The organism is Kitasatospora phosalacinea, from assembly GCF_000717185.1.
Taxonomy (GTDB): domain Bacteria; phylum Actinomycetota; class Actinomycetes; order Streptomycetales; family Streptomycetaceae; genus Kitasatospora; species Kitasatospora phosalacinea_A.
Map to the genome: position 1 here is coordinate 53,219 of NZ_JNYE01000015.1, position 25,690 is coordinate 78,908.

At 75.6% G+C, this 25,690-nt stretch carries 27 protein-coding genes and 1 tRNA gene; 17 read left to right on the top strand and 11 right to left on the bottom strand.

What is annotated here, in order from left to right; translation table 11 throughout:
* Window position 1: 1 nt before the first annotated feature.
* Complete coding sequence (locus OO57_RS08845; protein WP_234337268.1) at window positions 2-664, bottom strand: class I SAM-dependent methyltransferase; 663 nt, start codon at window positions 662-664, stop codon at window positions 2-4.
* Window positions 665-1,003: 339 nt separating this feature from the next.
* Here OO57_RS08845 and OO57_RS08850 point away from each other — a divergent pair, with 339 nt between their 5' ends.
* A complete protein-coding gene (locus OO57_RS08850) occupies window positions 1,004-2,179 on the top strand; it encodes a hypothetical protein (RefSeq protein WP_033251768.1) in 1,176 nt (391 codons plus the stop codon).
* Between the two features lie 325 nt (window positions 2,180-2,504).
* On the opposite strand, the gene OO57_RS08855 is transcribed toward OO57_RS08850, so the two are convergent.
* Window positions 2,505-3,128: a GNAT family N-acetyltransferase gene (locus tag OO57_RS08855; RefSeq protein ID WP_033251769.1), complete on the bottom strand. Its 624-nt coding sequence runs from the start codon at window positions 3,126-3,128 to the stop codon at window positions 2,505-2,507.
* 138 nt (window positions 3,129-3,266) lie between these two features.
* On the opposite strand from OO57_RS08855, the gene OO57_RS08860 reads away from it, so the two are divergent.
* On the top strand, window positions 3,267-3,581 hold the full coding sequence (locus OO57_RS08860; protein WP_051776963.1) for a winged helix-turn-helix domain-containing protein: 315 nt from the start codon (window positions 3,267-3,269) through the stop codon (window positions 3,579-3,581).
* A gap of 4 nt (window positions 3,582-3,585) precedes the next feature.
* On the opposite strand, the gene OO57_RS08865 is transcribed toward OO57_RS08860, so the two are convergent.
* Entirely contained in the window at window positions 3,586-4,317 is a 732-nt protein-coding gene (locus OO57_RS08865) for a Clp protease N-terminal domain-containing protein (protein WP_033251770.1), read from the bottom strand.
* 193 nt (window positions 4,318-4,510) lie between these two features.
* Here OO57_RS08865 and sph point away from each other — a divergent pair, with 193 nt between their 5' ends.
* Window positions 4,511-5,539, top strand: a complete 1,029-nt coding sequence (gene sph, locus OO57_RS08870; protein ID WP_033251820.1) for a sphingomyelin phosphodiesterase — start codon at window positions 4,511-4,513, stop codon at window positions 5,537-5,539.
* Window positions 5,540-5,661: 122 nt separating this feature from the next.
* Here the strand turns inward: sph and OO57_RS08875 are convergent, their stop codons facing one another.
* Window positions 5,662-6,075: a VOC family protein gene (locus tag OO57_RS08875; protein ID WP_033251771.1), complete on the bottom strand. Its 414-nt coding sequence runs from the start codon at window positions 6,073-6,075 to the stop codon at window positions 5,662-5,664.
* Between the two features lie 10 nt (window positions 6,076-6,085).
* Complete coding sequence (locus OO57_RS08880; RefSeq protein ID WP_418909875.1) at window positions 6,086-6,508, bottom strand: helix-turn-helix transcriptional regulator; 423 nt, start codon at window positions 6,506-6,508, stop codon at window positions 6,086-6,088.
* A gap of 283 nt (window positions 6,509-6,791) precedes the next feature.
* Between OO57_RS08880 and OO57_RS08885 the strand changes: the two genes are divergently transcribed.
* Window positions 6,792-6,862, top strand: a tRNA-Cys gene (locus OO57_RS08885).
* Window positions 6,863-6,930: 68 nt separating this feature from the next.
* Window positions 6,931-8,328, top strand: coding sequence for an NADP-dependent succinic semialdehyde dehydrogenase (locus tag OO57_RS08890; RefSeq protein ID WP_033251773.1), 1,398 nt, complete (start codon window positions 6,931-6,933; stop codon window positions 8,326-8,328).
* A gap of 93 nt (window positions 8,329-8,421) precedes the next feature.
* On the opposite strand, the gene OO57_RS08895 is transcribed toward OO57_RS08890, so the two are convergent.
* Window positions 8,422-8,676, bottom strand: coding sequence for a hypothetical protein (locus OO57_RS08895; protein WP_033251774.1), 255 nt, complete (start codon window positions 8,674-8,676; stop codon window positions 8,422-8,424).
* 104 nt (window positions 8,677-8,780) lie between these two features.
* Between OO57_RS08895 and OO57_RS08900 the strand changes: the two genes are divergently transcribed.
* From OO57_RS08900 to OO57_RS08925, 6 genes are all read left to right on the top strand, one after another.
* Window positions 8,781-9,440: a hypothetical protein gene (locus OO57_RS08900; protein ID WP_033251775.1), complete on the top strand. Its 660-nt coding sequence runs from the start codon at window positions 8,781-8,783 to the stop codon at window positions 9,438-9,440.
* Between the two features lie 225 nt (window positions 9,441-9,665).
* Complete coding sequence (locus tag OO57_RS08905) at window positions 9,666-10,826, top strand: hypothetical protein (RefSeq protein ID WP_033251776.1); 1,161 nt, start codon at window positions 9,666-9,668, stop codon at window positions 10,824-10,826.
* On the top strand, window positions 10,823-11,638 hold the full coding sequence (locus OO57_RS08910) for a hypothetical protein (protein WP_033251777.1): 816 nt from the start codon (window positions 10,823-10,825) through the stop codon (window positions 11,636-11,638). The genes OO57_RS08905 and OO57_RS08910 overlap by 4 nt, the downstream gene beginning before the upstream one ends.
* 19 nt (window positions 11,639-11,657) lie before the next feature.
* On the top strand, window positions 11,658-12,245 hold the full coding sequence (locus tag OO57_RS08915) for a hypothetical protein (RefSeq protein ID WP_033251778.1): 588 nt from the start codon (window positions 11,658-11,660) through the stop codon (window positions 12,243-12,245).
* Entirely contained in the window at window positions 12,238-14,049 is a 1,812-nt protein-coding gene (locus OO57_RS08920) for an asparagine synthetase B family protein (protein WP_033251779.1), read from the top strand. The genes OO57_RS08915 and OO57_RS08920 overlap by 8 nt, the downstream gene beginning before the upstream one ends.
* Window positions 14,050-14,062: 13 nt before the next feature.
* On the top strand, window positions 14,063-15,406 hold the full coding sequence (locus OO57_RS08925) for an aldehyde dehydrogenase family protein (protein ID WP_033251780.1): 1,344 nt from the start codon (window positions 14,063-14,065) through the stop codon (window positions 15,404-15,406).
* Window positions 15,407-15,483: 77 nt separating this feature from the next.
* On the opposite strand, the gene OO57_RS08930 is transcribed toward OO57_RS08925, so the two are convergent.
* The 4 genes from OO57_RS08930 to OO57_RS08945 all read right to left on the bottom strand — a co-directional run bounded on the left by OO57_RS08930 (window position 15,484) and on the right by OO57_RS08945 (window position 19,402).
* On the bottom strand, window positions 15,484-15,972 hold the full coding sequence (locus OO57_RS08930) for a GNAT family N-acetyltransferase (RefSeq protein ID WP_033251781.1): 489 nt from the start codon (window positions 15,970-15,972) through the stop codon (window positions 15,484-15,486).
* Between the two features lie 74 nt (window positions 15,973-16,046).
* The gene (locus tag OO57_RS08935; RefSeq protein ID WP_051776965.1) at window positions 16,047-17,417 is read right to left on the bottom strand and encodes a M20 metallopeptidase family protein; all 1,371 of its coding nucleotides are present in this window, start codon (window positions 17,415-17,417) and stop codon (window positions 16,047-16,049) included.
* A gap of 72 nt (window positions 17,418-17,489) precedes the next feature.
* A complete protein-coding gene (locus OO57_RS08940) occupies window positions 17,490-18,155 on the bottom strand; it encodes a response regulator (RefSeq protein WP_033251782.1) in 666 nt (221 codons plus the stop codon).
* Window positions 18,152-19,402, bottom strand: coding sequence for a sensor histidine kinase (locus OO57_RS08945; protein ID WP_081973548.1), 1,251 nt, complete (start codon window positions 19,400-19,402; stop codon window positions 18,152-18,154). The genes OO57_RS08940 and OO57_RS08945 overlap by 4 nt, the downstream gene beginning before the upstream one ends.
* 321 nt (window positions 19,403-19,723) lie before the next feature.
* Here OO57_RS08945 and OO57_RS08950 point away from each other — a divergent pair, with 321 nt between their 5' ends.
* Window positions 19,724-21,208, top strand: coding sequence for an alpha/beta hydrolase family protein (locus tag OO57_RS08950; protein ID WP_033251783.1), 1,485 nt, complete (start codon window positions 19,724-19,726; stop codon window positions 21,206-21,208).
* A 70-nt stretch (window positions 21,209-21,278) separates the two neighbouring features.
* Here OO57_RS08950 and OO57_RS08955 read toward each other — a convergent pair whose 3' ends face one another.
* Entirely contained in the window at window positions 21,279-22,070 is a 792-nt protein-coding gene (locus OO57_RS08955) for an IclR family transcriptional regulator (RefSeq protein ID WP_033251784.1), read from the bottom strand.
* Window positions 22,071-22,230: 160 nt separating this feature from the next.
* On the opposite strand from OO57_RS08955, the gene OO57_RS08960 reads away from it, so the two are divergent.
* The 5 genes from OO57_RS08960 to OO57_RS08980 all read left to right on the top strand — a co-directional run bounded on the left by OO57_RS08960 (window position 22,231) and on the right by OO57_RS08980 (window position 25,685).
* Window positions 22,231-22,935, top strand: a complete 705-nt coding sequence (locus tag OO57_RS08960; RefSeq protein WP_033251785.1) for a CoA transferase subunit A — start codon at window positions 22,231-22,233, stop codon at window positions 22,933-22,935.
* A 1-nt stretch (window position 22,936) separates the two neighbouring features.
* Window positions 22,937-23,584: a CoA transferase subunit B gene (locus OO57_RS08965; protein WP_033251786.1), complete on the top strand. Its 648-nt coding sequence runs from the start codon at window positions 22,937-22,939 to the stop codon at window positions 23,582-23,584.
* Window positions 23,585-23,708: 124 nt separating this feature from the next.
* On the top strand, window positions 23,709-23,897 hold the full coding sequence (locus tag OO57_RS08970) for a YegP family protein (protein WP_033251787.1): 189 nt from the start codon (window positions 23,709-23,711) through the stop codon (window positions 23,895-23,897).
* Between the two features lie 196 nt (window positions 23,898-24,093).
* Entirely contained in the window at window positions 24,094-25,197 is a 1,104-nt protein-coding gene (locus tag OO57_RS40800; protein WP_158715062.1) for an NUDIX hydrolase, read from the top strand.
* A gap of 107 nt (window positions 25,198-25,304) precedes the next feature.
* A complete protein-coding gene (locus tag OO57_RS08980) occupies window positions 25,305-25,685 on the top strand; it encodes a DUF6188 family protein (protein ID WP_033251788.1) in 381 nt (126 codons plus the stop codon).
* The last annotated feature ends 5 nt before the right edge of the window (window positions 25,686-25,690 follow it).

A 25,690-nucleotide genomic window follows, 5' to 3' on the forward strand; every position in this document is an offset into this window, starting at 1 on the left:
GTCACGTGTCGTCGTTCCGGCCGAGCAGCAGGGTGGCCTGCGGGAAGCGTTCGCCGGGGGCGGGAGCGCGCAGGGTGCGGGCGGTCTCGGTGAAGCCGGCCTGCCGGAAGAGGGCGGCGAGGGTGTCGACCGGCCAGCGGTGGGCGGTGGTGACCTTGTGGTCGAACGGGACCGGGCGGTCGGTGTCGCCGAGTTCGGGGGCGGCGGCGAAGAAGCCGGTCAGCAGCAGGCCGCCGGGGGCCAGGACGCGGTGCAACTCGGCTATTGCGGTGGGGAGTTCGGCGGGCTGGAGGTGGATCAGCGAGTAGCGGGCGAGGATCGCGCCGAGGCTGCCGTCGGCGAGCGGGAGCGCCGTCAGCGTGCCCCGCACGAACGGCCGTGCCGGGTGGGCGAGTCGGGCCTGGGCGAGCATGCCGGCCGAGAGGTCCAGGCCGAACGCGCGGGCGCCGAGCCCGGCGAGCAGTTCCGTCGCCTCCCCCGGCCCGCAGCCGAGGTCGCCCACCGGCCGTCCGAGCCCGGCCACCGGGGGCGCCGCGACCAGCTGCCGGATCAGCGCCAACTCCGCTTCCTTGCCGCCGAGTTCGCCCCGGAACAGGGTGGCGTACAGCTCCGCCACCCCGTCGTACGCCTGCCCGATCCCGTCGTACGCCGTCACCTGCCGCACCCCCGTCATCCGCCGCCCGCCGCCCGTTGCCCGTCGCCCGTCGCCCGCTCCGTGGAAGCGCTCAGCCTAGACCGCCTTCCCCTTCCGGGCCTCGGCGGAAAAGGCGTTGCGGGCGGGGGCGGTGGGGTGCGTACACTCCGGGCATGGCCGTCGTAGCGATCTCTCGCCGATTTACCGGCCCCCCGGCTCCCGATGGGTGCCGCAGGGGGTTGGTTCCGTTGCGCCGGTAGGGAGTTCGGCGGATCGGGTCGGCCCGGCGGCGGGTCGTGCCCAGGGGCCGGGGGGGTGGGTGTTCCCCCCTGTTGGTCCCGTCCCGATCCGTCCTGCTTGGAGCACGCCATGACCGTCCACCCCGCCGGTGGCAGCGCCGTCCGTCCCCTCTCCCCCGAACAGCTCGCCCGTGACCTCGCCGTCCGCGACCTGACCGATCCGGCCGCCGGGCCGCACGCCCTGCAGCTGGTCGTCGACCTCGCGGTGCGGGCGCTGGCCGGGCGTTGGGGCTGCCCGGTGCGGGTGCACCGGGGCGAGCGGGTGGTGACCGTCGCCGACAACTACGACCACCTCAACTACCGCGGTGACGACATCACCCGGGACGCCCGCTACACCCGGTACGTCGACGACCGGCGGATGCTGCGCAGCCACTCCAGCGCGCTGGTCCCGGGCGCGCTGCGGGCCCTCGCCGCGCGGGCGGCGGCCGGGGAGGCGCCGGAGGCGGTGCTGCTGGCCTGCCCGGGCCTGGTGTACCGGCGCGACAGCATCGACCGGCTGCACAGCGGCACCCCGCACCAGCTGGACCTGTGGTACCTGACCCGCCGCCCGGTCCCGGCCGGGCCGGCTGACCTGACCGGGATGATCGCCGCGCTCGCGGAGGCGCTGCTGCCGGGGGCGGAGTACCGCACCGAGGAGCGCGTCCACCCGTACACCCTGGCGGGGCGTCAACTGGACGTCGCGGCGGGCGGGGAGGGCGAGTGGGTGGAGGTCGCCGAGTGCGGGCTCGCGCACCCCGAGGTGCTGGCGGGGGCCGGGCTGGGGCCGGAGTGGAGCGGGCTGGCGCTCGGCATGGGGCTGGACCGGGTGCTGATGCTGCTCAAGGGCGTCCCGGACATCCGCCTGCTGCGCTCCGCGGACCCCGCCGTGGCCGCCCAGCTCACCGACCTCGCCCCGTACCGGCCGGTCTCCGCGCTGCCCGCGGTCCGCCGCGACCTGTCCGTCGCGGTGGACGGCGCCGACCTCGCCGAGGACCTCGGCGACCGCGTCCGGGACGCCCTCGGTGCGGACGCGGACTGCGTGGAGACCGTCGAGGTGCTCTCCAGCACCCCCTGCCGCGTCCTGCCCCCGCAGGCCCTGGCCCGGCTCGGCGCCCGCCCGGACCAGCACAACCTGCTGGTCAAGGTCGTCCTGCGCGACCTGCACCGCACCCTCACCGACGCGGACGCCAACGCCCTGCGCGACCGCGTCTACGCCGCCCTGCACCAGGGCACCGCCCACCAGTGGGCGTCCAGCACGGCCCCCTGACGGCCCGCTCGTGATCGGCAGCACCCGGAAGGAGGCGGTGCTGCCGCTCCGCTCGGCGATCAGCGCGCTCGCGTGGAACCGTGCCGCCCGTGACGTTGCGCGACCATTTCAACAACGCGCGTGAGCTGCGCGTTCGGCGGGAACTCCACTACTGAGACGCCGGGTGGTGGCCTTTCCGGGAGCGGAGCCACCTGTTCCGAGGAGGATTTCCGTGGCACCGCAGAAAGCCCCGTCCGGGAAGCCGACCGGGATCGGCGGCGCACCGCCGCCGCCGCCCGGTCCGGCCAATCCGCCGCCACCGCACGGGAGGTGACCGGGCGGCCCGTCACTTCCGGTAGCGGGCGACGCGCTCCTGGAGGGCGGCCTTGACCTGCGGCCACTCGTCGTCGGTGATCGAGAAGATCGCGGCGTCCCGCAGGCGGCCGTCCTCGCCGGGGGCCCAGGAGCGCGACCAGTTGCGCAGGACGCCCTCGAAGCGGGCGCCGACGGAGGCGATGGCGGCGCGGGAGCGTTCGTTGCGGGCGTCGGTCTTGAGGTCGACCCGGCGGACGCCCAGCTGTTCGAAGGCGTGCTGGAACAGGAGCAGTTTCGCCTCGGCGTTGACGCCGGTGCCCTGGGCGGAGGCGGCGAGCCAGGTGAAGCCGACCTCGACGGCGTACAGGATGTCGGTGTCGAGGAGGGTCCGCGGCTCCCAGAGGGCGGTGGCGCCGACGGCCCGGCCGGTGGCCCGGGAGATCTGCGCGTACGGGGCGAGTCGGCCGGTGGCGACGCGGCCGTGCTGGGTGTCGATGTAGTCGGCGACCTCGTCGGCGCGCGGTACCCAGGTGAACCCGTAGCTGCTGCGGCCCTCCTCCGCGGCCTGCGCCAGCTCCGCGGCGTGCCGCTGCTCCAGCGGCTCCAGCCGCACCAGGGCGCCCTCCAGCACGGGGCCCTCCAACCGGTATCCCATGACCGCTCCGTTCGTTCGGGATCTTCGTCGACAGCAGCGAACCGGCCCGGGCGGAGCGGCGTCAACGGAGTTTCGCCCCGTGGATGCCAACTCCTGGACGTACAAGCCTCTTTGTACTCTGCCGTTGTACGACTCCTCTTGTACGCTCCCGGCACGACCGACGAACTCCCCGCCGCCCGGCGGATATCCGACGCGCTCGCGCCCTCCGCCCTCGCCCATCCGCCCCGGCGGCGGCTGCTGGACCTGCCGAAGGTGCACGGCCCGGCCACGGTCGGCCTGCTGGCCGAGTGCTCGGGTGAGGCGGTGGGCAGTGCCTGCCACCACCTGCGGGTGCCGGCGAAGGCCGAACTGATCGAAGAGGCACCGGAGTTGGCGCGGGACCGGCGGGAGCGCCGGGAGCGGCGGGGCCGCTCCCGTCCCAGGGCGGTCCCGCCGCTCGCGGGGTGGGGGTGAATCGTCAGGGCTGGGTGCTGAGTTGGGCGAGGGTGGCGAGGAACTCGGTCTCGGCGGCGGTCTTGTCGAGGCCGAGGGAGGTGAGGACGCCGTCGCCCGCCTCGTGCTCGAGGAGGGCGAGCAGCAGGTGCTCGGTGCCGACGTAGTTGTGGCCGAGGCGGAGGGCCTCGCGCATGGTGAGTTCGAGGACCTTCTTGGAGCCCGCGTCGTAGGGGACGAGTTCGGGGACCTCCGCGGCGGCGGGCGGCAGCGCGGCCAGGGCGGCGGTCCGGACGGTGTCGAGGGGGACGCCGCTGGTGACGACGTACGCGGCGGCGAGGCCCTCGGGTTCGGTGAGCAGGCCGAGGAGCAGGTGTTCGGGGCGGACCTCGTCGTGGCGGGCGTCCTTGGCGGCCTGGTGGGCGGCCATCACGACGTTGCGGGCGCGCGGGGTGAAGCGGTTGAAGCCCTGGGCGGTGTCGATGTCGCCGACCTCGCCCGGGCCCTTGGGGACGAAGCGCTTCTGGGCGGCCTGGCGGGTGACGCCCATGCTGCGGCCGATGTCGGTCCAGGACGCGCCGGAGCGGCGGGCCTGGTCGACGAAGTGGCCGATCAGGTGGTCGGCGACGTCGCCGAGGTGGTCGGCGACCAGCACCGCGCTGGAGAGTTGGTCGAGCGTTTCGGAGTGCGACTTCTTGATGCCCTCGATCAGGTCGTCGAGCCGGATGGAGGGCTTCGCGCCGGAGGTGTCTGCCATGAGGCAACCCTAGGTTGACAGTCACAGGGGTGTCAACCACGGGTTGACACCCCCGGGTGCGGCCGATTCCTACTCGCTGGTAGGGGTGTTTCGGCCGAGTTCACCCTTCGGCCGCCCGCTGTCTTGTCCACGTCACGGAAGCCCGAGTTGGATGCACGGCATCGACCGGCCCTCCTCGCCCACCGGAGCCTCCATGCCCCTCCCTCGCACGGCCCACGCCGCCCGCGCCGCCGCCGCACTCGCCCTCGCCGCAGCCCTGGCGACGTCCACCCAGGCCGTCACCGCAGCCGCCGCGCCTGCCGGGGCCGTGCCTGCCGGGACCTCGTCCGCCGGGGCCGTGTCCGCCACCGTCGCCCCGCTGGACGTGCTCAGCTACAACACCTTCCTGATGAGCACCTCGCTGTACCCGAACTGGGGCCAGGCGCAGCGCGCGCAGGCCATCGCGGGTGCGGACTTCTTCCGGGGCCACGACGTGGTGGTGCTGCAGGAGGCGTTCGACAACGCGGCCTCGGACGCGCTGGCGGCGAAGGCGGCGGACGCCTACCCGTACCGCACCCCGGTGGTGGGCCGCTCGACCTCCGGGTGGGACGCCACGTCCGGCGGCTACAGCGGCGCGACGCCGGAGGACGGCGGGGTGCTGCTGCTGAGCAGGTGGCCGGTCCTGCGCAAGGAGCAGTACGTGTTCGAGGACGCGTGCGGTGCGGACTGGTGGTCCAACAAGGGGTTCGTCTACGCGCAGATCAACGTGGCCGGGCAGCTCACCCACGTGGTCGGCACGCACCTGCAGTCCACCGACCCCGGCTGCGCGAGCGGGCAGGCCGCGGACGTCCGGGCGGAGCAGTTGCAGGCGGTGCGGGCGTTCCTGGACGCGAAGCGGATCCCGGCGGACCAGCCGGTGGTGCTGGCGGGCGACCTGAACGTCGACTCGCACGGCGACGAGTACCCGGCGCTGCTGGCCAACGGCAACCTGGCCCCGGCGACGGCCCGCACCGGCTGGGCGGACTCCTTCGACACCGTCGACAACTCGATCGCGGCCTACCGGTACCCGGGCGAGCCGGCCGAGGACCTGGACTACGTGCTGTACCGCGCCGACCACGCCCGCCCGCAGCAGTACACCAACACGGTGCACCGCTTCCACTCCGCGCCGTGGACGGTGAGCAGTTGGGGCACCTCGTACACGTACACCGACCTGTCGGACCACTACCCGCTGCTGGCGGGCTGAGGCCCCGGGAACGGCCGGACGCCGCCCGCCCGGGGGGAGTTCCGGGCGGGCGGCGTCCTTGCGGGCGGCGGGTACCACCGGCCGCGGGTACTACCCGCCGCGGGGGCTACCGGCCGCGGGGGCTACTGACGGGGCTGGGCGAAGCGGACCATGTTGCCGGCCGGGTCGCGGAAGGCGCAGTCGCGGACGCCGTAGGGCTGGTCCATCGGCTCCTGGAGCACGTCGGCCCCGGTGGCGCGGATCTTCTCGAAGGTGGCGTCGCAGTCGGGGGTGCGGAAGTTGACGGCGCGCAGCAGGCCCTTGGCGAGCAGTTCGGCGGCGGCCTGGCGGTCGGCGTCGGTGGCGCCGGGGTCGGCGACCGGGGGTTCGAGCACGACCTCGACCTCGGGCTGGGCGGCCGAGCCGAGGGTGACCCAGCGCATCCCCTCGAAGCCGACGTCGTTGCGCACCTCCAGGCCGAGGGCGTCGCGGTAGAAGCCGAGGGCGGCGTCGTGGTCGTCGACGGCGATGAAGCACTGCGAGAGCTTGATGTCCATGCCCCCGACGCTACTGATCGGCGGCGGCTTGCGCTTCTCCGTTCCTGATCTCCTGCCCCGCGTCCCGTTCCGGGCGGCCGGTGCCGGTGCCGCGGATCGGGCGGGTCAGGTACATCGCGACGCAGGCGGTGATGTGCTCGGCGGCGCTGTGGTCGCGGGCCCGGTAGGCGCTGGGGCTCTCGCCGACGAGTTCGGTGAAGCGGGTGCTGAAGGAGCCCAGCGAGGTACAGCCGACGGCCATGCAGACGTCGGTGACGGAGAGGTCGCCGCGGCGCAGCAGGGTCTTGGCGCGTTCGATGCGGCGGGTCATCAGGTAGCTGTAGGGGGTTTCGCCGTACGCGGCGCGGAAACTGCGCTGGAAGTGGCCGACGGACATCAGGGCGACCTTGGCGAGGGCCGCGACGTCCAGTGGTTCGGCGTAGTCGCGGTCCATGGTGTCGCGGGCCTTGCGGAGGCGTTTGAGGTCGTCGATCTGCACGGCGCCCAGGGTAGCCGGGCGGTCGGACGGACAGGCGGTGGGGCGGGCAGCCGAAAGGCCAAAGGCCAAAGGCCAAAAGGGCGGGTGGAGGGGCGAGGGGACGGTGGGGGCAAGACGATGATCTGCCTACCGTTCATCGCATTCCGGAACGGGCGTGGCATTCGGGTGAGTTGCGGGTGGGTCGGATTCCCGTTCGCGGTTTTCCCGCTGCTAGCTTTTGAGTCACGCGAGGGAGCCGGGTGGAGTGGCCGAGAGGCGAGGCAACGGCTTGCAGGGCCGTGTACATGGGTTCGATTCCTGTCTCCACCTCCTCGCTCCCCTCGATCGTCCGCCCCCGCCCGGTTGGCCGGGCGGCAGTCGAGGAAGGAGTGGCCCTGATGGCCATCGCCACCGTCAATCCGGCCGACGGCCGCACCGTCGAGGTCTTCGATCCGCTGGACGAGGCCGCCGTGGAGCGCCGGTTGGCCCGGGCCCAGTCGGCGTTCGAGTCCTGGCGGCTCACCACGTTCGCACACCGCGCCGAACTGATGCACCGGGCCGCCGAGTTGCTCGACCAGGCGAATGACAAGGTCGCCCGGACGATGACCCTGGAGATGGGCAAGCCGCTGGCGCAGGCCCGGGCCGAGGCGGCGAAGTGCGCGAAGGCGATGCGCTGGTACGCGGACCGGGCCGAGGCGCTGCTCGCCGACGAGCACCCGGCCGCGGAGGACGTGCAGGACTCGGGCGGGGTGTCGGCGTTCGTCCGGTACCGGCCGCTGGGGCCGGTGCTGGCCGTGATGCCGTGGAACTTCCCGTTCTGGCAGGTGGTGCGGTTCGCCGCGCCCGCGCTGATGGCGGGCAACGTGGGCCTGCTGAAGCACGCCTCGAACGTGCCGCGGACGGCGCTCGCGCTGGAGGAGTTGTTCGCCCGGGCCGGGTTCCCGCAGGGCTGCTTCCAGACGCTGCTGATCGGCTCGTCCGCGGTGGAGGCGGTGATCCGGGACGAGCGGGTCGTGGCGGTGACGCTGACCGGCAGCGAGGGCGCGGGCCGGTCGGTGGCGGCGGTCGCCGGGGACGAGATCAAGAAGACGGTGCTGGAGCTGGGCGGCAGCGACCCGTTCCTGGTGCTGCCCTCGGCGGACGTGGCGGCCGCGGCGGAGCGGGCGGTGACGGCGCGGGTGCAGAACAACGGGCAGTCCTGCATCGCCGCGAAGCGCTTCATCGTGCACACGGACGTGTACGAGGAGTTCCTGTCCGCGTTCACCGAACGGATGCGGGCGCTGACGGTCGGCGACCCGGCCGCGGAGGGCACCGAGGTCGGGCCGGTGGCCACCGAGCAGGGCCGCACCGACCTGGAGGAGCTGGTCGCGGACGCGGTCGGGCACGGCGCGTCCGTCGAGTGCGGCGGCGGCCGGCCGGACGACCCGGCGCTGGGGCGCGGCTGGTACTACCTGCCGACGGTGCTGACCGGGGTGACCCCCCGGATGCGGATCCACCGCGAGGAGGCGTTCGGCCCGGTCGCCACCGTCTACCGGGTCGCCGACCTGGACGAGGCGATCGCCGTCGCCAACGACTCGCCGTTCGGCCTGAGTTCGAACGTCTGGACCACGGACGACGCGGACCGCGAGCGGTGCGTGCGCGACCTCCGGGCGGGCGGCGTCTTCTTCAACGGCATGACGGCCTCGCACCCGGCGTTCCCGTTCGGCGGGGTCAAGCGCTCCGGCTACGGGCGGGAGCTGTCCGGTCACGGCATCCGCGAGTTCTGCAACGTCACCACGGTGTGGTCCGCGAGCTGAGCCACGGGCGCGGGTGCGGGCGCGAGCGCGGGAGGGCGCGGCGGGGCCGGTCCGGGGAGCAGCTCCGGACCGGCCCCGCCGTGTTGCCGCAGGTCAAGCGGTGTGGGTGTGCGGGTGCGCGTGTTCGTGGCGGCCGACGAACTGGGTGACGAACGCGACGATGGTGACGGCCCACACCACCGAGAACACGATCAGCAGCCAGAGCTGGGTGATCTGCGCCGCGACCAGGCCGAGGCCGAGCGACAGCGCGAGCAGGAAGACCAGCGAGGAGTTGTGCTTGGCGGTCAGCCAGGCGACCAGCCGGTGGAACGGGCCGGGTCGCGGCGTTCCGGTAGCGATCGTGGACATCGCTCTCACCTCCGCAGAGTTCAACGTCCGTTCGAGTATCCCGCTGGTCAGCGCCCCCGGCAGCCCGGGTAGCATCACGGCGAGCACCGACGAGGGGGACGTTGATGTCGAAGCACGGGGCGCTGCGGGCGCTGGAGCGGCTGGCCTCCGGGCTGCCGGACGGCGCGGAGCTGTACCGGCTGCGCCCGGACGGGCGGGTGCTGCGCGCGGACCGCACCGGCGGGCGGGAGCTCGGCCCGCAGGACCCGGACAGCGGGCTGCTGCGCTTCATCGACGACCGGCAGTGGGCGCACTACTTCGTCGGGGACGCCGCGACCTCCCCGGAGCGCCCGTCGAACGCCACCTACAAGTTGGGCCTGGTCGCCCCGCACAGTGCGTTCACCCCGCACGCGCACGGCGGTGAGCACCTGGTGCTGGCGCTCGGCCCGGCCTCCTGCGGCCTGTACGACGCGCGGCGGCGCCGGGTGGTGGAGGTCCGACTCGCGCCGGGCACGCTGGTCCGGATCCCCGAGCTGATGCCGCACTCCTTCGGCAACCGGGGCGGCGACCGGCTGGCGATCCTGGCGGCGAACACCGGCTACGGCATCGACCACGAGGACTACGCGATCACCGCGGAGGCCGCCGAGCGGCGCGGCGAGCCCGAACTGGCCGCCGCGCTGCGGGAGGTGACGGCCGCCCGGCATCCGGGTACGGTCACCTTCCGGGAGCGGATCGCGCACCGGCTGCGCCTGGCGGCGGCCGCGCTGGAGGAGGGCGGCCGGTGAGGCGTCCGGGGGGAGGGCGGCCGGTGAGGCGTCCGGGGGGAGGCGCGGAGGTCCGGCCGGGCCGGTGCAACGCCCCGGCTCCCGTACGCGTCTGACGGGGTGTCCGGCTGCTCCCCCGCTCCCCGTCCCGTTCCCCGCCGCGCCCCTCGCACCGCTCCCCGCCCCGTTCCCTTCCCCCGTCAGCTTCCCCGACCGAGGACGCCCGTCGACCTGGGAGGACGCCCGATGATCTGCCCGCACTGCCGCCTCAACCGCCGACAGCGGGAGCGTGGCAACCACACCTGTTCGCACTGCCGGAAGGTGTTCGCGCTCGACCCGAAGGTCGATCCGGGGCGCCTGCACGACCTGAAGTTCCGCGAGCTGGTGGCGAAGTCCGCCCCCGGCGGGCTGCGGATCACCGTCGAGCAGCTGTACTGGACCAACGAGCGCCGCCTGTACCGTTTCCCGACCGGGCTGCAGCGGCGCGGCAGCACGGTGACCGGGGTGGTGCTGGCGGTGGCCACGCTCTTCGTCGCCGCGCTGTCCGTCGCCATCGGCGGCCTCGCCTGCCTGCTGCTCGATCCGCTCGCGCTGCTCTGCGGCGTGCAGTCCTACCGGCAGTTCCGGAACTCCGGCCGCTACCACCCGCCACAGCCGTTCCGGCACTGGATCCGGCTCCCCGACTTCGAGCGACGGGTGGTGGCCCGCTGGCGCCAGGTGTACGGGGCGCTGCCGGACGGGGTGGTGGACGGCGGCCCGTCCGCGGCCGCCTTCGCCCGGCCGAAGGACCCCCGGGTCGTGGTGCTGTGCGAACTGCCGGGCGTGGTCGCGTTCCTGCGCGCCAACGGCTTCGCCGAGCGCCACCGGGCGCTGCTGCTGCAGCAGCCGGACCAGATCCCGCCCGGGCTGCCCGTGGTGCTGGTGCGCGACCTGTCGCTGGACGCGCTGGTCCGGGCGGTGGAGCTGCGCGCGAGGTTCGCGGGCCACCGGGTGGTGGACTGCGGGCTGCTGCCGCGCTCCGTCGAGCTGCCCGCGCGGATGGTCCGGCTGCGCGACACGAGCAGGTTGTGGCAGGAGCCGTCCGCGGCCCTGGCCGCCTCCCCGGCGTGGCGGCGCCTGCCGGAGCAGGAGCGGGAGTGGCTGTGCGGCGGCTGGTCCTCGCCGCTGATCGCCCTGCCGCCGGTGAAGCTGATGAACATGCTGGACAAGGCCGTCGGACGGGCCCTGGCCGCCCCGCCCGTCGCACCCCCCGTCGCGCTGACGAAGGCGGGGGCCGAGCCCGAGAGCGCGGCCGAGACCCGGCGGCGGGCCGAGCGGATCGGCTTCCTCACCTGGCCGCAGGCCGTCCCCGCCCCGCGCGCCGCCTCCGACGCCCCGGCTCCCCACCTGAAGGACGGCGGTCGATGATCCCGGTACCCGAGCGGCTGCTCGAACTGGCCCTGCGGCGGGCTGCCGAACGCTGCGCCCGGCCCGGGCAACTCGCCTTCACCGCACGGCAGTTGTACTACGAGACGGATCGAGTGCTGTTCCCGCTGCACCGCGGTCCGCACCGGCTGCGGTACACCACCCGGGCGCTGCTGTCCGAGGCCCGGTTCGCGGCCGCGCTCGCCCGGCGCCCCGAGCTGGGCGTCCTGCCGGACGCGCCGGCCGCGCCGTTGCACCGGCCGGGGCCGGAGGGTGACCTGTACGACTACGCCTTCCCCCGGCTGCTGGTCTGCCAGGATCCGGGGATCGCCGGCATGCTGCGGGCCAACCGGCTGCACCTGGAGGGGGCCTGCCCGGTCCTGACCCCCGAGCGGCTACCGCTGGACGGGCGGCTGCTGGCCGCGATGGGGCGGGCCGACGGGGCGGTGGTGCACGTGCTGCACGACGCCTCCCCGGCGGGGCTGGCGCTGTTCCTGCGGGTGCGCGAGCACGCCGGGCCGCGGCTGCGGGTGCGTACCGCGGGGCTGTTGCCGCGGCACGCCGCCGCCCTGCACCTGGCTGCGCTGTCCGGCCACCCCCGGTGTCCGGTCGAGGAGTTGCCCGCGGAGCTGCCCGCCGCCGAGCGGGCCTGGCTGGCGGGCGGCCGGGTCGCCGAACTGGCCGCCGTCCGCCCGGCCCGGCTGCTGCGGGCGGTGCTGCGCACCGTCCGCGGCGGCGGTTTCGCCCCGCCCGCCCGTCCGGCCGCGCCCACCCGGGCCCGGGACACCGGTTTCCTGACCTGGCCGACGCCCTGACCCCGCGAGGACGAGGACGATGACGCAGCCACCCGAAATCACCTACAGCGACGAGCTGTTGGCCGACGGCACGGTGCACCGCCGGTACTCCGACGGCCGCAGCGAATGGCGCAGCCGCGGCGGCGACGGCCGGATCCACTGGCGCGACGACCGGGGCGGCTCCGGCACCGACGAACGGCTGGGCCGCGACCTGGTCAAGCGCGTCCACGCGGACGGCCGGGTCGGCTACGGCCGCGACATCGGCTACGGCCGCACGGTGTGGGGGCAGGGCCAGTACGTGCTGGTCAACCGCAGTTCGTTCCCGGGCCGGGTCGGCGTGGTGCTCGGCGCCCTCGGCCTGGGCGCGGGCGTCGCCGCCGTGCAGTACGCGCCCGAGCTCCTCTCCGACGACGAGGAGGAGGAACTGCGCCGCCAGGCGGCCGAACGCGCCCGCTCCGGGGGCGACGGCGGCGGGGACGGCGGCAGCGGCGGGGACGGCGACTTCGACGACGGGGACGACCGTCGCCCTGATGACGGGTTCGACGCGGACGGGTTCGGGAGTGCCGGGGACGGCGCCGACGGCGGCGACCCGGTGGACGACGGCTGGGACGGGGACGACTTTGGCTGAGCTGCGCCAGGAGACGACGACCCGCGCCGCCGCCGCGTCCGGCCGCGCGGCCCCGCGCCGTCCGGCCCGCTACGCGGTCAGTTCGCTGCCCGCCCCGGCCCGCACGCCCGAACCCGGCCTGGTGGCCGGGCCGTTCGAGGCGGCGGGGCGGCGGCTGTCGGCGGCGCTGCTGGCCGGGGTGCCGGGCTGCGCGGACGGGCCGTTCACGGTGGACGGGCGCACCGCGGTCGGCGAGGTGACGCTGCACAACCGGGACGAGCTGCTGGCCGCGCTGTCCGCCGCCGGGCGCCCGGCCGAACCGTCCTGCCCGGACGGCGAGTTGCTGCTGCGCTGCTGGCTGGCGCTGGGCGCGGACGGGCTGCGGGCCGCGGACGGGATGTTCACCCTGGCGGTGCTGGACGGGCCGGACGTGGTGCTGGTGCGCGACCACGTCGGTGCCCGCACCGCGTTCCACTGCCGGACGGCCGACGGCGGCTGGGCGGCGTCCAGTTCGCTGCGGGCGCTGCGGACCAGGCCGGACGTGGACACCGGGCTGGACCTGGCGGCGGTGCGCTCCTTCCTGACCTTCGCCTACCTGCCGGGCGAGGAGACCCTGCTGCGCGGCGTCCACGAGCTGCTGCCCGGCCGGGTCACCCGGCTGCGGCCGGACGGGCGGGTGGACGTCGAGGTGTTCTGGGAGCCGCGGGCCGGGGCGGCGGAGGGCAGTCTGACGGCTCGTCAGCATGCCGAGGGTCTGCGGGAGTTGCTGGAGCGGGCGGTGGCGCGGCGGCTGCCGGAGGGCGGCCGGGAGGTGGCGGTGCTGCTGTCCGGCGGGGTGGACAGCTCGCTGGTGACGGCGCTGGCCGCCCGCCTGCACGGGGGGACGGTGCGCACCTACTCGATCAGTTTCGGTGCCGAACTGCCCAACGAGCTGGGCTACTCGGGGCTGGTGGCGGCGCACTGCGGGACGGCGCACCGGGTGCTGACGGTGCCCGGGGAGCAGGTCGCGGCGCGGCTGGCCGACACCGTGGCGCTGCTGGACAGCCCGGTCGGGGACCCGCTGACGGTGCCGAACCTGATGCTCGCGGAGGCGGTGGCGGGCGACGGGATCGCGGTGTCGCTGAACGGCGAGGGCGGCGACCCGGTGTTCGGCGGGCCGAAGAACCTGCCGATGCTGGTGTTCGAGCTGATGCGGGAGGACGGTTCGGCGCGGGCCCGGGCGGACGCCTACCTGCACACGTACCGCAAGTGCTGGGAGGACCTGCCGGTGCTGCTCACCGGGGAGGCGCTGGCCGCCCTGGAGGCGGCCCCGCACCCGCGGCGACACGTCGAACCGTACCTGGACGACCGGCGGATGCCGTCCCTGCTCGACCAGTTGCTGCACTGCAACCTGCGGACCAAGGGCGCGCACCACATCCTGACCAAGGTGGAGCGGCTGACCGCCTCGCAGGGCGTGCAGGGGCGCTCGCCGCTGTTCGACCGGCGGGTGGTCGACCACGCGTTCGCCACCCCGCCCGCGCTCAAGCTGCGCGGCACGGAGGAGAAGTGGATCCTCAAGGAGGCGGTGCGCGACCTGCTGCCCGACACCGTCACCTACCGGCCCAAGAGCGGCATGCGGGTGCCGGTGCAGCAGTGGCTGCGCGGCCCGCTCAGCGAACTGGCCACCGACCTGCTGCTGGGCCCGACCGCCCGGGCCCGCGGCCTGTTCCGGGCCGACACGGTGGAGACCTGGATGCGCGGCGGCGGCCTGCTGCTGCCCCGGCAGGGCGGCAAGCTGTGGCTGCTGCTCACCCTCGAACTGTGGCTGCGCGCCTACGACCTGTGACGGAGGACTGCTGATGGAACTGATCGACCCCCGCACCGGCGGGGTCCGCGGCACCCAACGACCCGGCCGGGGCGGTGAGGTGGCGGCCGCGGTGGCCACCGCCCGCTCCGCCCGGGCGGATTGGGCCGCGCTGACGCCGCGGGAGCGGCAGCGGCGGCTGACCGCGCTGGCGGAGCTGATCGAGCGGCACGCGGACGCGTACGTGGCGGCCGAGTGCGCGGGCACCGGGAAACCGTCCGCGGAGGCTTCGGGCGAAGTCGCCGAGGTGGCCGACCTGTTCCGGTTCTACGGCGGGGCGGTGCGGGCCGCGACGGCGCCCGCCGCCGGTGACTACCTGGCCGGGCACCAGAGTTGGGTGCGCTGGGAGCCGGTCGGTGTGGTGGCGGCCGTGGTGCCCTGGAACTACCCGCTGCTGATGGCGGGTTGGCGCTGCGCGCCCGCGCTCGCCGCGGGCAACCCGGTGGTCCTCAAGCCCGCCGAGACCACCCCCGACAGTGCCCTGCTGCTCGCCGAGCACGCCGAACAGGCCCTCGGCCCGGGCGTGTTGACCGCGCTGCCGGGCGACCGGGAGACCGGCCGCCTGCTGGTCGGAGCGGGCTGCGACCTGATCGCCTTCACCGGCAGCCCGGCGGGCGGCGCGGACGTCGCCGCCCGCGCCGGGCTGACCCCCGTCAGCCTCGAACTCGGTGGCAACAGCCCGGTGCTGGTGCTGCCGGACGCCCCCGCCGACACCTGGCGGCAGCTCGCCGCCGCCTGCACGTACAACGCCGGGCAGAGCTGTGCGGCGCCCGCCCGGGTGATCGTGCCGGGGCCCGGGTACGAGCGGGCGGTGGCGGCGCTGGCCGCGGCGATGGCCGAGCGGCACTCCGGACGGGACTTCGGCCCGCTCAACAACCCCGACCAGGCGGCCCGTTACGACCGGATCCTGGCCGCCTCCGGCGCGAAGGCCGTGCACACCGCGCCCGGCCGCGACGACGGGCTGTGGCGGCCCGCGACCGTGCTGGCCGACCTGCCCGACGACGACCCGGCCGTGGTCGAGGAGGTGTTCGGCCCGCTGCTGACCGTCCAGCACGCCGAGACCCTCGACGCGGCCGTGGCGCTCGCCGAGTCCGTCCCGCAGGCCCTGGCCGCCTCCGTCTGGACCACCGACCTGTCCACCGGCCTCGCCCTCACCGACCGCCTCTCGGCCGGCGAGGTCTGGCTCAACTGCCACCTCGCCCAGTCCGCCGAACTCCCGCACAGCGGCCGCCGCTCCTCGGGCGCGGGCACCGACCTGTCGGTGCTGGCCCTGCGCGAGTACCAGCGCGCGAAGACGGTCACGGCCCGGCTGCTCCGATCCGCCCCCCGAGGGGGTTGAGGGCTTGACGGGGTTCTACGGGCGGGCGGCGGCGGGCGGGTGCGCGGTGGTCAAGGCGCTCTGGGGGTGAGGGCCCGTCAGGCCAGGGGCTTGCGCATCAGGGTGCAGACCGTCTCGTAGCGGCGGAGGGTGCCGTCCTCGTCCTCGACGTCCCAGGCGTCGGGGGCGTGGCCGAAGGGGCGGTAGCCGAGGCGTTCGTAGAGGGCGCGGGCGCGGGGGTTGGAGTCCTCCACGCCGAGTTCGGCGGTGGTGAGGCCGCGGGTGGTGATGCGTTGTTCGGCGGCGCGGATCAGCAGGGTGCCGATGCCGCAGGACCGGAGGGCCGGGTGGACGCCGAGTTGCCAGAGCGTGCCCGCGCCGGGGGCGGCGGTGTAGTCGACGCCGCCGACCGCGACGGGGAGGCCGACCGGGGTGCAGACCGCGAGGTAGTCGACCTCGCCGGCCTCGGCGCGGCGGATCTGGTGGACGAGTTCGCGCACGTGCTTGGGGGAGCCGGCCCAGCCGCAGGAGGGGAGGTCGGCCTCGGTGAGGTCGCGCACCGAGAGGTGCAGCCTGACTTCGTCCATCCTCGCCCTCCAGGTTCGCGGCCGCGGCCGGCTCCCATTGCAACAGGTGAACTCCCCCTGTTGTCCAAGGTGTTTCAGGAGTCTTCGGCCGGGAGCAGGCGGCCGTTCAGGTGGTCGACGGCGAGGTGGGCGTGCAGGCGGACGCCGACCGGGAGGGTGTCGTCGTCGAGGTAGAAGTGCGGGTTGTGGTTGGGGACGAGGCCGCGGCCGCCGGGGGTGGGGACGGGGTTGCCCGCGGCGTCGAGTTCGGTGTCCTGGGCGCCGAGCATGACGTACAGGCCGCCGTAGGCGTTGACGAACTCGGAGACGTCGTCGTAGCCGAGGGTGGCGGAGGTCTCCAGGACGCGGTCCGCGCCGACCACCCGGCGCAGGGTGGGCAGGGCGGCGTCCAGCCACTCCCGGCGGTTGTCGACGGCGGGGACGTCCTGGAGGTGTTCGACGGTGGCGGTGCAGCCGTACGCCTCGGCGGTGCGTTCGGCGAGGCGGGCCAGGCGCTGCTGGACGTCGGCCATGTCGGACTCGACGGCGCAGCGGACGGTGCCCCAGAGGGTGACGTGCTCGCCGATGATGTTGAAGCGGCCGACGTCCTCGACGTGGCCGATGGTGACGGTGACGGGGTGGTAGGCGTCGAGCTGGCGGTAGAGCTGGCCGATGCCGGTGACGATCGCGGCGGCGGGCGGCATCGGGTCGACGCCCTGCCAGGGGGTGGAGCCGTGCACCTGGCGGCCGGTCACGGTGATCTTGACCAGGCAGGAGGCGGCGTACTGGTTCCCGACCCGGTGGCCGACGTGGCCCTTGGGGTGCGGGGTGAGGTGCATGCCGAACACCATGGTGGGTTCGGGGTCGGCGAGGGCGCCCTCGGCGAGCATCCGGCGGGCCCCGCCGGTCTCGCCGACCGGCGGGCCCTCCTCGGCCGGTTGGAACACGAACAGCACCGTGCCGGGCAGCCGTTCGCGCACCCCGGCGAGGACGGTGGCGGCGCCGAGCAGCATCGCGGTGTGGCCGTCGTGGCCGCAGGCGTGCGAGACCGGGAACGGGCCGCCCGGGTAGTCGCGGTCGACGGCCGAGGAGGCGAAGCCGGTGCCGCACAGGTCGACCACCGGCAGCGCGTCGGTATCGGCCCGCAGCGCCACCACCCGCTCACCGCCCCGGCCGCCGCTCCGGCCCCTGCTCCGGCCGCCGCTCCGCCCGCCGCGCAGCACCCCGACCACGCCGTGCCCGGCGATGCCGGTGCGGACCTCGTCCAGGCCGAGCGAGGTCAGGTGGTCGGCGATCAGGGTGGCGGTGGCGCTCTCCCGGTTGGACAGTTCGGGGTGGCGGTGCAGGTGCCGGCGCCAGGCGATCACCTGCTCGGCGACGGCCGCGCTGCGGCGGTCCAGCTCGGCGTACAACTCGCTGTACGACTCGGCGGACGGTTCTGCGGACGGGTCGACGGTCTCTGCCACGGGTCTCCTCCGGTCGGTGTCCCCCCGTTGCGGCCCCGGTCGAGCGTACGACGCGGACCGCCCGGCGGGGCGTCACCGGGCCGGGGGGACGAGGCCGTTGCGGTGGGCGAGGACCACGGCCTGGATCCGGTCGCGGAGTTCGAGCTTCTGCAGGACCCGCCCCAGGTGCGACTTCACGGTGGCCTCGGCGAGGTGCAGGGCGGCCGCGACCTCGGTGTTGGACAGGCCGCGGCCCACCTGGACGAGCACCTCGTGCTCGCGCGGGGTGAGGCGGCGCAGCCGCGGGTCGGGGCCGGGCGCGTCGCGGTCGGGGAGGTGCGGGCGGGCGTTGTCCAGCAGCAGGCGGGTGACCCGCGGGGAGAGCGCGGCGTCGCCCGCGGCGACGTTGCGCACCGCGGCGAGCAGTTCCTCGGGCCGGGTGTTCTTCAGCAGGAAGCCGGAGGCCCCGGCGGCCAGCGCGGCGTACGCGTACTCGTCCAGGTCGAAGGTGGTGAGCACCAGCACCCGGCTGCCCGGGGCGGCCCGCAGGAGCTGCCGGGTCGCCTCGATGCCGTCGGTGCCGGGCATCCGGACGTCCATCAGGACGACGTCGGGGCGCAGCTCGCGGGCCAGGCGGACGGCCTCGGCGCCGTCCGCGGCCTCGCCGACCGGGGTCATGTCGGGCTGGGCGTCCAGGATGGTGCCGAAGGCCAGCCGGAGCAGCGCCTCGTCGTCGGCGACCAGGATCCGGATCGTCATGCGCGCGCCGCCCCTCCGGCGTCGAGTTCGAGGACGGCGTGCACGCCCCAGCCGCCGCCCGGGAGCGGCCCGGCCCGCAGCTCGCCCCCGTAGGCGGCGGCGCGTTCGCGCATGCCGGGGAGGCCGTGGCCCGGGCCGCCGTGCCGACCGGGGCGGCCGGACGCGGTGGCGCCGGGGCCGTCGTCGGTGACGTCGACCGTGACGGCCCCGTCCGCGCAGTGCACCCGGACCTCGGCGCGGGTGCCGGGGGACGTGTGCTTGAAGGCGTTGGTCAGGGCCTCCTGCACCAGGCGGTGGACGGTCAGCTGCGCGGTCGCGGGGACGCGGTCGCGGTCGCCGCGGAGTTCGAGGCGGGTCGGCAGCCCGGCGGCGGTCATCCGGTCGGCCAGCGCGGCCAACTGGTCGAGGCCGGGCGGCGGGTGGCGCTCCGCTCCCGGCTCCACCCCCGGCTCCACGCCCGGCTCCCCGGCCCGCAGCACGCCCAGCGAGCGCCGCATGTCGGTCAGCGCCTGCCGCCCGGTCTCGGCGGCCCGCAGCATCACGGCGGTGGCCCGCTCCGGCGACCGGGGCTGGGCGTGGACGGCGGCGTCGGTCAGCGCGACCATGACGGACAGGTTGTGGGTGACGATGTCGTGCACCTCGCGGGCGATCCGCGCCCGCTCCTCGGCGACGGCCAGCCGCGCCTGCTGCGCCTGCTGCTGCTCCAGCCGCTCGGCCCGCTCGCGCAGCACCGCGAGGTGGGCGCGCGCCGTCCGCGCGTTCACCCCGAGCAGGGCGGCGGCCAGGGCCGTCGCGGTCACCGCGACGAAGAGCACCGGGAACGCCCCGCCCGCCGACCAGCGCAGGCAGGCCAGCAGCGCGCCGCCCACCACCACCGCCCCCGCGGCCGCCACGGCCCGCCGCCCCGCGTACCCGGCCACCGCGTACAGCGCCACCAACAGGGCGACGTCCGCGGGCAGTTGGACGTCCAGCAGCCACTGGACGAAGGCCGCGGCCGCCACCGCCCCGAACACCGCGCGCGGGGCCCGGCGCCGCCACGGCAGGGGCAGCACCAGGGCGACCGTGAGCGCGGCGGCCACCGGCCGCTCCCCCGGCGGGTACGCGGTCGCGACGTGCAGCAGGAGCAGCAGGAGCAGCAGCAGGAGTAGCGCCGGTAGCAGCACCGGCAGCAGCGCCTCCGCCGCCGGGCCCCGGTCGGGGTGGTGCGGTGGGCGGGTGCCGCCGGTTCCCGCGAGCTGTTCGGCCATGCCGCGCACGTTCCTGCGCCCCCGTGTCCTTCGTCCTCACCGATACATCGATACGTCGGTACGTCGGTACGTCGGTACGTCGATGCATCGGTACGTCCGTCGATCCGCCGCGCCGCCGTGCCCGGTGCGCGCCGCCGTCCTGCCACGGTAGGCGGCGGGCCGGGGCCGCGGCATGCGCCCGGCGTCGGAGCGGACCGGGCCGGGGTACGACCGCAGGAGGAGGGCGGTCACCTCCCCGGGTCGCAGGGCGGCGGCCGGACGGGCGGGCGGGGCTGCGACCGGGGGCGGAGCGGGCGGCGGCCGGGTGGCGACCGCGGGGCGATGTGGCGGTGCGGGCGCCGCGCCGAGGATGGCCGGGTGACCGAGATCGTGCCGGGACCGCAGCTGTCCCCCCTGGAGTTCCTCGTCCTGCTGAGTGCCCTCGCCCTGGTGGTGGCGCGCTGGCTCCCGCCCGCCGCCCGGCCGCCGGTGACGGTCGCGGCGGGGGCGCTGTGCGTGCTGTCGGCGGGCGGGCTGGGGGTGGCGGGGGTGCGCTGGCAGCTGTGGCCGGTGCTGGCGGGGGCCGCGCTGGTGCTGCCGTCCGCGGTCGTGCCGCTGCTGCGGGGGCGGGCGGGTCGGCCGGTGCGGCGGGCCCGGTGGTGGGCGGCGCTGCCGGGGTCGGTGGCCTGTGCCGGGCTGCTGGCCGCGGGGCCGGTGGCGGCCTGGGCGTTCCCGGTGCCGGACCTCCCCGCGCCGACGGGCCGTTTCGCGGTCGGGACGAGGGTGGTGCAGTGGACCGACCCGGACCGGCCCGAGACCGCCACGCCCGACCCCGCGGACCGGCGCACCGTCGTGGTGCAGCTCTGGTACCCGGCGCAGGAGGTCCCCGCGGGCGCCCGGCGCGCCCAGTACCTCGGCCGCACCGGGCCGGAGGCGCGCACCGTCTCCGCGGCGCTGGCCCGCTACGCCGGCCTGCCCGGGTTCCTGCTCGACGGCGTCCCGGCGGCCCGCGGCCGGGCGGTGCCGGACGCCCCGGTGGCCCGCGACGGCGGGCGGTTCCCGGTCGTGCTGTTCTCCCCCGGGCTGGGCGGCGTGCGGACGCAGAACACCGCCTGGGCGGAGGAGCTCGCCAGCCACGGCTACCTGGTCGCCGCCCTGGACCACCCGTACGACTCGGCGGCCGTCGTCCTCGCCGACGGCCGCACGGTCGACACCCTGGTCGCCGCCACCGGCGACGACGCGACGGACGAGGCGCGGGCCGTCGCGACGGCGGGCGTCCGGGCCGCGGACCTCGGCTTCGTCCTGACCGGGCTGGGCGAACTGGACCGGGGCGCGGGCGGCGACCCGCTGGCCGGGCGCCTGGACACCGGCCGGGCCGCGGTGACCGGCCACTCCCTCGGCGGCGCCGCCGCGCTGTGGGCCGCCCGCCAGGACCACCGCTTCGCCGCCGTCGTCGACCTGGACGGCTACCCGCGCGACCCCGACCCGCGGCCCTTCCCGCAGCCGGTCCTGGCCCTCACCCAGGAACTCGGCCCGGCCACCGACCCGCGCTACCTGCCGCGGCTGACCGGGGTGCTCGCGCTCGGCACCGCGACCGGCTACCGCCTCACCGTCCCGGGCGCCGCCCACCTCACCTTCACCGACGCCCCGCTGTACCTGCCGCCCGTCCCCTCGCTGGTCGGCTCCCTCGGCCGCACCGGCGGCCCGCGCCTGACGGCCGCGGCCACCCTCGCCTTCCTGGACGCCACCCTGCGGCACGCCCCCGGCGACCTGCCCGCGGCCCTCGCGTCCTACGGCGAACTGACCGTCCACCGCCCGGCTCCCTGACCACCCCTCCCGCCCGGCCCGGGCGGCTCACCCGGCCCGGGCCGTCGACCCACCGCGCGGGCAGCGGGCTTCACGGTCCCGGCTGCGGGCGGCCGCCGGTGGCGTGGTGCGGGAGGCGGTTCTGCGTGCTGAGCTGGTGGGCCGTCCTGAGGAGCAGTTGGCCGAGGTGGGGGCGCCGTTCGGCGCGGAAGCGGGTTTCGACGCCGGTGATGCTGACGGCCCAGGCCGGGCGGCCGTGCTGGTCGAAGACGGTGGAGGCCATCCCCCAGCTGCCCTCCAGGATGAGGGCGGGGTTCGTCGCGTAGCCCGCCGTCCGGGTCAGGCGGACGCGTTCGCGGAGGCGTTCGGCGCTGTGGGCCTCGCCCCACTGCGGGACGAGTTCGGCGCGGTCGAGGTAGGCGTCGGCCTCCCCGTCGGGGAGGAAGGACAGCAGGGCCAGTCCGCCGGAGGCGACGCCGAGGGGGAAGCGGGTGCCTTCCTGCAGCACGAAGGAGCGCAGCGGGAAGCTGCCCTCCTCGCGCAGGACGCAGACGCTCTCGTCCCCCCGGCGCAGCGAGAGGAACGCGCTCTCCCCCGTCGCGTCGGCCAGGGCGCGGATGGCGGGCCGGGCCGTTTCGACGAAGTCGTAGCGGCGGGCGGCCAGGGCTCCCATCAGGAACATCTCGGGGCCGAGGTGCCAGGTGCCGGTGGCGCGGTCCCGGTCCAGGAGTCCGGCCTCCTGGAGGGAGGAGAGGATCCGGTGGGCCGTGGTCCGGGCCGTTCCGGTCCGCTGCGCGGCCTGCGCGGTCGTCACGCCGTCCGCCGCCGCGCTGACGACGCGCAGCAGGGTCGCGGCCCGGCTGATCGCCTGGGCGCCTTCCATGGGGCCTCCACATCGTGGACAGGTTCGGGCCGTCCGCTCACCATCGGAGCGCTTCTGCCGTTCAGCAGGGTATTTCACCGCAGCTCATTGATGGTGAGCGGCCCGCTTCCTACGGTGCTGGGGTGCGTCCACCTCATGGACGGCAGAACAAGGAGTGAACATGTCGAAAGTGTTCACCAGCGCGTCCTCGGCGCTGGAGGGACTGCTGCGCGACGACCTGACCATCGCGGTCGGCGGGTTCGGCCTGAGCGGCAATCCGCTGGACCTCATCGAGGCGGTCCGCGACTCGGGCGTGCAGGGGCTGACGATCGTGTCGAACAACATGGGCGTGGACGGCAAGGGCCTGGGCCTGCTGCTGGAGGGCCGCCAGGTCCGCAAGGTGGTGGGCAGCTACGTGGGGGAGAACAAGCTGTTCGCCTCGCAGTACCTGGACGGCACGCTGGAGGTGGAGTTCACGCCCCAGGGCACGCTGGCCGAGCGGCTGCGCGCGGGCGGGGCGGGGATACCGGCCTTCTACACCGCGACCGGCGTCGGGACCCCGGTCGCGGAGGGCAAGCCCACGGCCCGGTTCGACGGGCGGACCTACCTGCTGGAGCGGGCCGTCGTGCCCGACCTGGCGCTCGTCCACGCCCACCGGGCCGACGCGGAGGGCAACTTGACGTACCGGCTCACCGCCCGCAACTTCAACCCGCTGGTGGCCGCGGCCGGGACGGTCACCGTGGTCGACGCGGAGGAGGTCGTGACGGACGGGTTCCTGGACCCCGAACTGGTGGTCACGCCGGGGGTCTTCGTGCACCGGGTGGTGGCCTCGCGGCCCCGGGTGAAGGACATCGAGCAGCGCACCGTGCGCGTCAGGGAGGCCTGAGATGGCGTGGAACCGCGAGCAGATGGCGGCGATCGCCGCCGAGGAGCTCCAGGACGGCCAGTACGTGAACCTCGGGATCGGGATCCCGACCCTGGTGGCCAACCACCTGCCGCCGGGGGTGCGGGTGACGCTGCAGAGCGAGAACGGCATCCTGGGGACGGGGCCGTTCCCGTACGAGGGCGACGAGGACGCGGACCTCATCAACGCCGGCAAGCAGACCGTGACGCTGCGGCCGGGGGCGAGCGTCTTCGACTCGGCGACCTCGTTCGCGATGATCCGGGCCGGGAAGGTGCAGACCGCCGTCCTCGGCGCGCTGCAGGTCGCCGCCAACGGCGACCTCGCCAACTGGACGATCCCCGGCAGGCTCGTCAAGGGGATGGGCGGGGCGATGGACCTGGTCGCGGGCACCCCGCGCGTGGTCGTGCTGACCGAGCACAACGCCAAGGACGGCAGCCCCAAGGTCGTCGAGCGCTGCACGCTGCCGCTGACCGGCGTCGGCGTGGTCCAGCGGATCATCACCGACCTGGCGGTCTTCGACGTCACCCCGCAGGGGCTGGCCCTGGTCCGGTCGGCCCCCGGCGTCGACGTCGAGGAACTGCGCGTCCGCACCGGGGCGCCGTTCGACGTCCGCCTCCCGCAGGAGGCCTGAGCACCCGCACCACCGGCGCGGAGGGCGGCGCCGGGACCCGGATGGCACACCCGGGAGGCGGGCAAGGGCAGTTGACCCTACGTTGGCCGTCGGGGGGCAACCCGAACGAGAGGTGTGCATTTCCATGGCTGGGAAGTTCGAGCTGTACGTGGACGAGTCGGGCAACCACCGCTTCCGCCTCAAGGCGAGCAACGGTTCGGTCGTGGTGACCGGCGAGCCGGAGGAGTCCCGCGAGCAGTGCCTGAAGAACATCGAGTCGATCCGCAAGCTCGCGCCGTACGCGCAGCTGCTGGAGACTCCGGTGAACGCCTGACGGCGCGTCGGCCGCCACCGGCCGCGGCGGGCCCCGGGTGGGCCGTGACGCGCCGGGCCGCGGGCCCGTGACGACCCTCCCGGTCCGTCACGGGCCCGTCGCCGTTCCGTCCCGGGCCCGTGCGGGGTGCGGTGCGGCGGGGCCCGGCCGGGGCATGCTGGGCGGGAACGGACGGGGACGGACGAGGGGGTCGCGGGTGGACGGGCGGGAGATCATGGCGGCGGCGGGGGTGCTGTTCCCCGACGCGGACGGCCGGGTGCTGGTGGTGCGGACCTCGTACCGGGCCAAGCACCCGATCGCGGTGCCCGGCGGCGGCTGGGAGGCGGCGGACGCCTCGCCCCGGCACACCGCCGTCCGGGAGATCCGCGAGGAGCTGGGCGTCACGCCCGTCCTGCGCGAACTCGCCTGCCTGGACTGGTCGCGGGACCACGACCGGCCGCCGATCGCGGCCTTCCTGTACTGGGCGGAACCGCTGACCGCCGGGCAGCGGGCCGCGATCCGGCTGGAGGCCGCGGAGCTGGACGCGATCGTCCACCTGCCGCCCGACCTGCTGCTGACGGCCGTGCCGCCGCTGCTGTCGCGCCGGATGGGCGCCTGCCTGCGGGCCCCGCGCTCGGCCGCGCCGCTGGAGCTCGCGGACGGCCTCCCCGCCGGCCACTCCGTCCTGCACCTGCCGCCGCGCCCCGCCCCCGCGTACCTCGGCGCGGCCGCCCTGGCCGGGCTGCTGCCGCCCGTCGGCGGGCGGGCCGCGCCGCCACCGCCGATGGACAAGCAGACGTACTACGCCAGCCGCCCGCGGATCCGGGCCAAGGCCCGGATGCTGTTCACCGACGCGGACGGGCGGGTGCTGCTGGTGCGGCTGCGGCCGTGGCGGGGCGAGGCGCCGTGGGTGCTGCCCGGCGGGTCGGTCGAGGCGGACCGGGAGCTGCCCCGGGAGGGCGCCCGGCGCGAGGCCCTGGAGGAACTGGGCTGGCGGTGCGAGCCGGGGCGGCTGCTCGCCGTCGACTGGACGACCGCCCGCCCCGGGGAGCAGCCGCATCTGTCGCTGGTGTACGACGGCGGGACGGCCGGGCCGGAACTGCTGGCGGCGGTCCGCCTCCAGGAGGAGGAGATCGCCGAGTGGCGGCTGTTCGCCCCGCGGGAGGCCGCCCGGGTGCTGACCGCGCCCGCGGCCCGGCGGCTGGCGGCCTGCCTGGCCGTGCGCGCCCTGCCGCCGACCGCCGGGCCCGCGGAGCTGGTGGACGGCGCGCCCGCGGCGGGCCCGCCCCCGGCCCCGTCCTCGGCCCCGTCCTCGGCCTGAACCGCTCCGGTCGGCGGTTCGCGGCGGGTACCGGGGGCCGCTCCGGGTATGAATAGGCAGGTCGGGACGGGGGCCGCCGGTGCGGCGCGGAGTTCGGGAGGTGCGGGGTGGCTCGGTCGATCGGGTCCGAACTGGACGGCCGTGCGGTGCGGTCGCTCGGCGGCGGCAACCGGCTGCTGCTGCACCTGGACGGCGAGTTGCTGCTGACGGTCGAGAACGACTTCCGACTGCGGCACGGCGCGGAGGTCGAGCACTTCTACCCCGCGCTCGGCCTCTCCCCCTCCGGCACGCTCGGACGGCTCGCGGACGCCGTCATCACCGCCACCAACGTCACCCCGGCGGGCGGCCTGCACCTCGCCTTCGACACCGGCCACGTCCTCGCCGTCGCCCCCGACCCGGCCCCCGGCGGCCCGGCCCACCCCTGGCAGCTCTCCTCCCCCGCCGGCCTGCTGTGCACCGGCGGCCCCGACGGCTCCTTCGCCTCCTGACACCG

What these genes read in the sequence shown, in the direction of transcription:
- sph (WP_033251820.1), top strand. Translation starts at nt 4,511, where the DNA reads ATGCCCCTCCCTCGCACGGCCCACGCCGCCCGCGCCGCCGCCGCACTC.
- OO57_RS08915 (WP_033251778.1), top strand. Translation starts at nt 11,658, where the DNA reads ATGACGCAGCCACCCGAAATCACCTACAGCGACGAGCTGTTGGCCGAC.
- OO57_RS08880 (WP_418909875.1), bottom strand. Translation starts at nt 6,508, where the DNA reads ATGGACCGCGACTACGCCGAACCACTGGACGTCGCGGCCCTCGCCAAG.
- OO57_RS08905 (WP_033251776.1), top strand. Translation starts at nt 9,666, where the DNA reads ATGATCTGCCCGCACTGCCGCCTCAACCGCCGACAGCGGGAGCGTGGC.
- OO57_RS08955 (WP_033251784.1), bottom strand. Translation starts at nt 22,070, where the DNA reads ATGGAAGGCGCCCAGGCGATCAGCCGGGCCGCGACCCTGCTGCGCGTC.
- OO57_RS08965 (WP_033251786.1), top strand. Translation starts at nt 22,937, where the DNA reads ATGGCGTGGAACCGCGAGCAGATGGCGGCGATCGCCGCCGAGGAGCTC.
- OO57_RS08945 (WP_081973548.1), bottom strand. Translation starts at nt 19,402, where the DNA reads ATGGCCGAACAGCTCGCGGGAACCGGCGGCACCCGCCCACCGCACCAC.
- OO57_RS08865 (WP_033251770.1), bottom strand. Translation starts at nt 4,317, where the DNA reads ATGGCAGACACCTCCGGCGCGAAGCCCTCCATCCGGCTCGACGACCTG.
- OO57_RS08970 (WP_033251787.1), top strand. Translation starts at nt 23,709, where the DNA reads ATGGCTGGGAAGTTCGAGCTGTACGTGGACGAGTCGGGCAACCACCGC.
- OO57_RS08890 (WP_033251773.1), top strand. Translation starts at nt 6,931, where the DNA reads ATGGCCATCGCCACCGTCAATCCGGCCGACGGCCGCACCGTCGAGGTC.
- OO57_RS08910 (WP_033251777.1), top strand. Translation starts at nt 10,823, where the DNA reads ATGATCCCGGTACCCGAGCGGCTGCTCGAACTGGCCCTGCGGCGGGCT.
- OO57_RS08895 (WP_033251774.1), bottom strand. Translation starts at nt 8,676, where the DNA reads ATGTCCACGATCGCTACCGGAACGCCGCGACCCGGCCCGTTCCACCGG.
- OO57_RS08940 (WP_033251782.1), bottom strand. Translation starts at nt 18,155, where the DNA reads ATGACGATCCGGATCCTGGTCGCCGACGACGAGGCGCTGCTCCGGCTG.
- OO57_RS08950 (WP_033251783.1), top strand. Translation starts at nt 19,724, where the DNA reads ATGTGGCGGTGCGGGCGCCGCGCCGAGGATGGCCGGGTGACCGAGATC.
- OO57_RS08930 (WP_033251781.1), bottom strand. Translation starts at nt 15,972, where the DNA reads ATGGACGAAGTCAGGCTGCACCTCTCGGTGCGCGACCTCACCGAGGCC.
- OO57_RS08850 (WP_033251768.1), top strand. Translation starts at nt 1,004, where the DNA reads ATGACCGTCCACCCCGCCGGTGGCAGCGCCGTCCGTCCCCTCTCCCCC.
- OO57_RS08855 (WP_033251769.1), bottom strand. Translation starts at nt 3,128, where the DNA reads ATGGGATACCGGTTGGAGGGCCCCGTGCTGGAGGGCGCCCTGGTGCGG.
- OO57_RS08960 (WP_033251785.1), top strand. Translation starts at nt 22,231, where the DNA reads ATGTCGAAAGTGTTCACCAGCGCGTCCTCGGCGCTGGAGGGACTGCTG.
- OO57_RS08925 (WP_033251780.1), top strand. Translation starts at nt 14,063, where the DNA reads ATGGAACTGATCGACCCCCGCACCGGCGGGGTCCGCGGCACCCAACGA.
- OO57_RS08875 (WP_033251771.1), bottom strand. Translation starts at nt 6,075, where the DNA reads ATGGACATCAAGCTCTCGCAGTGCTTCATCGCCGTCGACGACCACGAC.
- OO57_RS08900 (WP_033251775.1), top strand. Translation starts at nt 8,781, where the DNA reads ATGTCGAAGCACGGGGCGCTGCGGGCGCTGGAGCGGCTGGCCTCCGGG.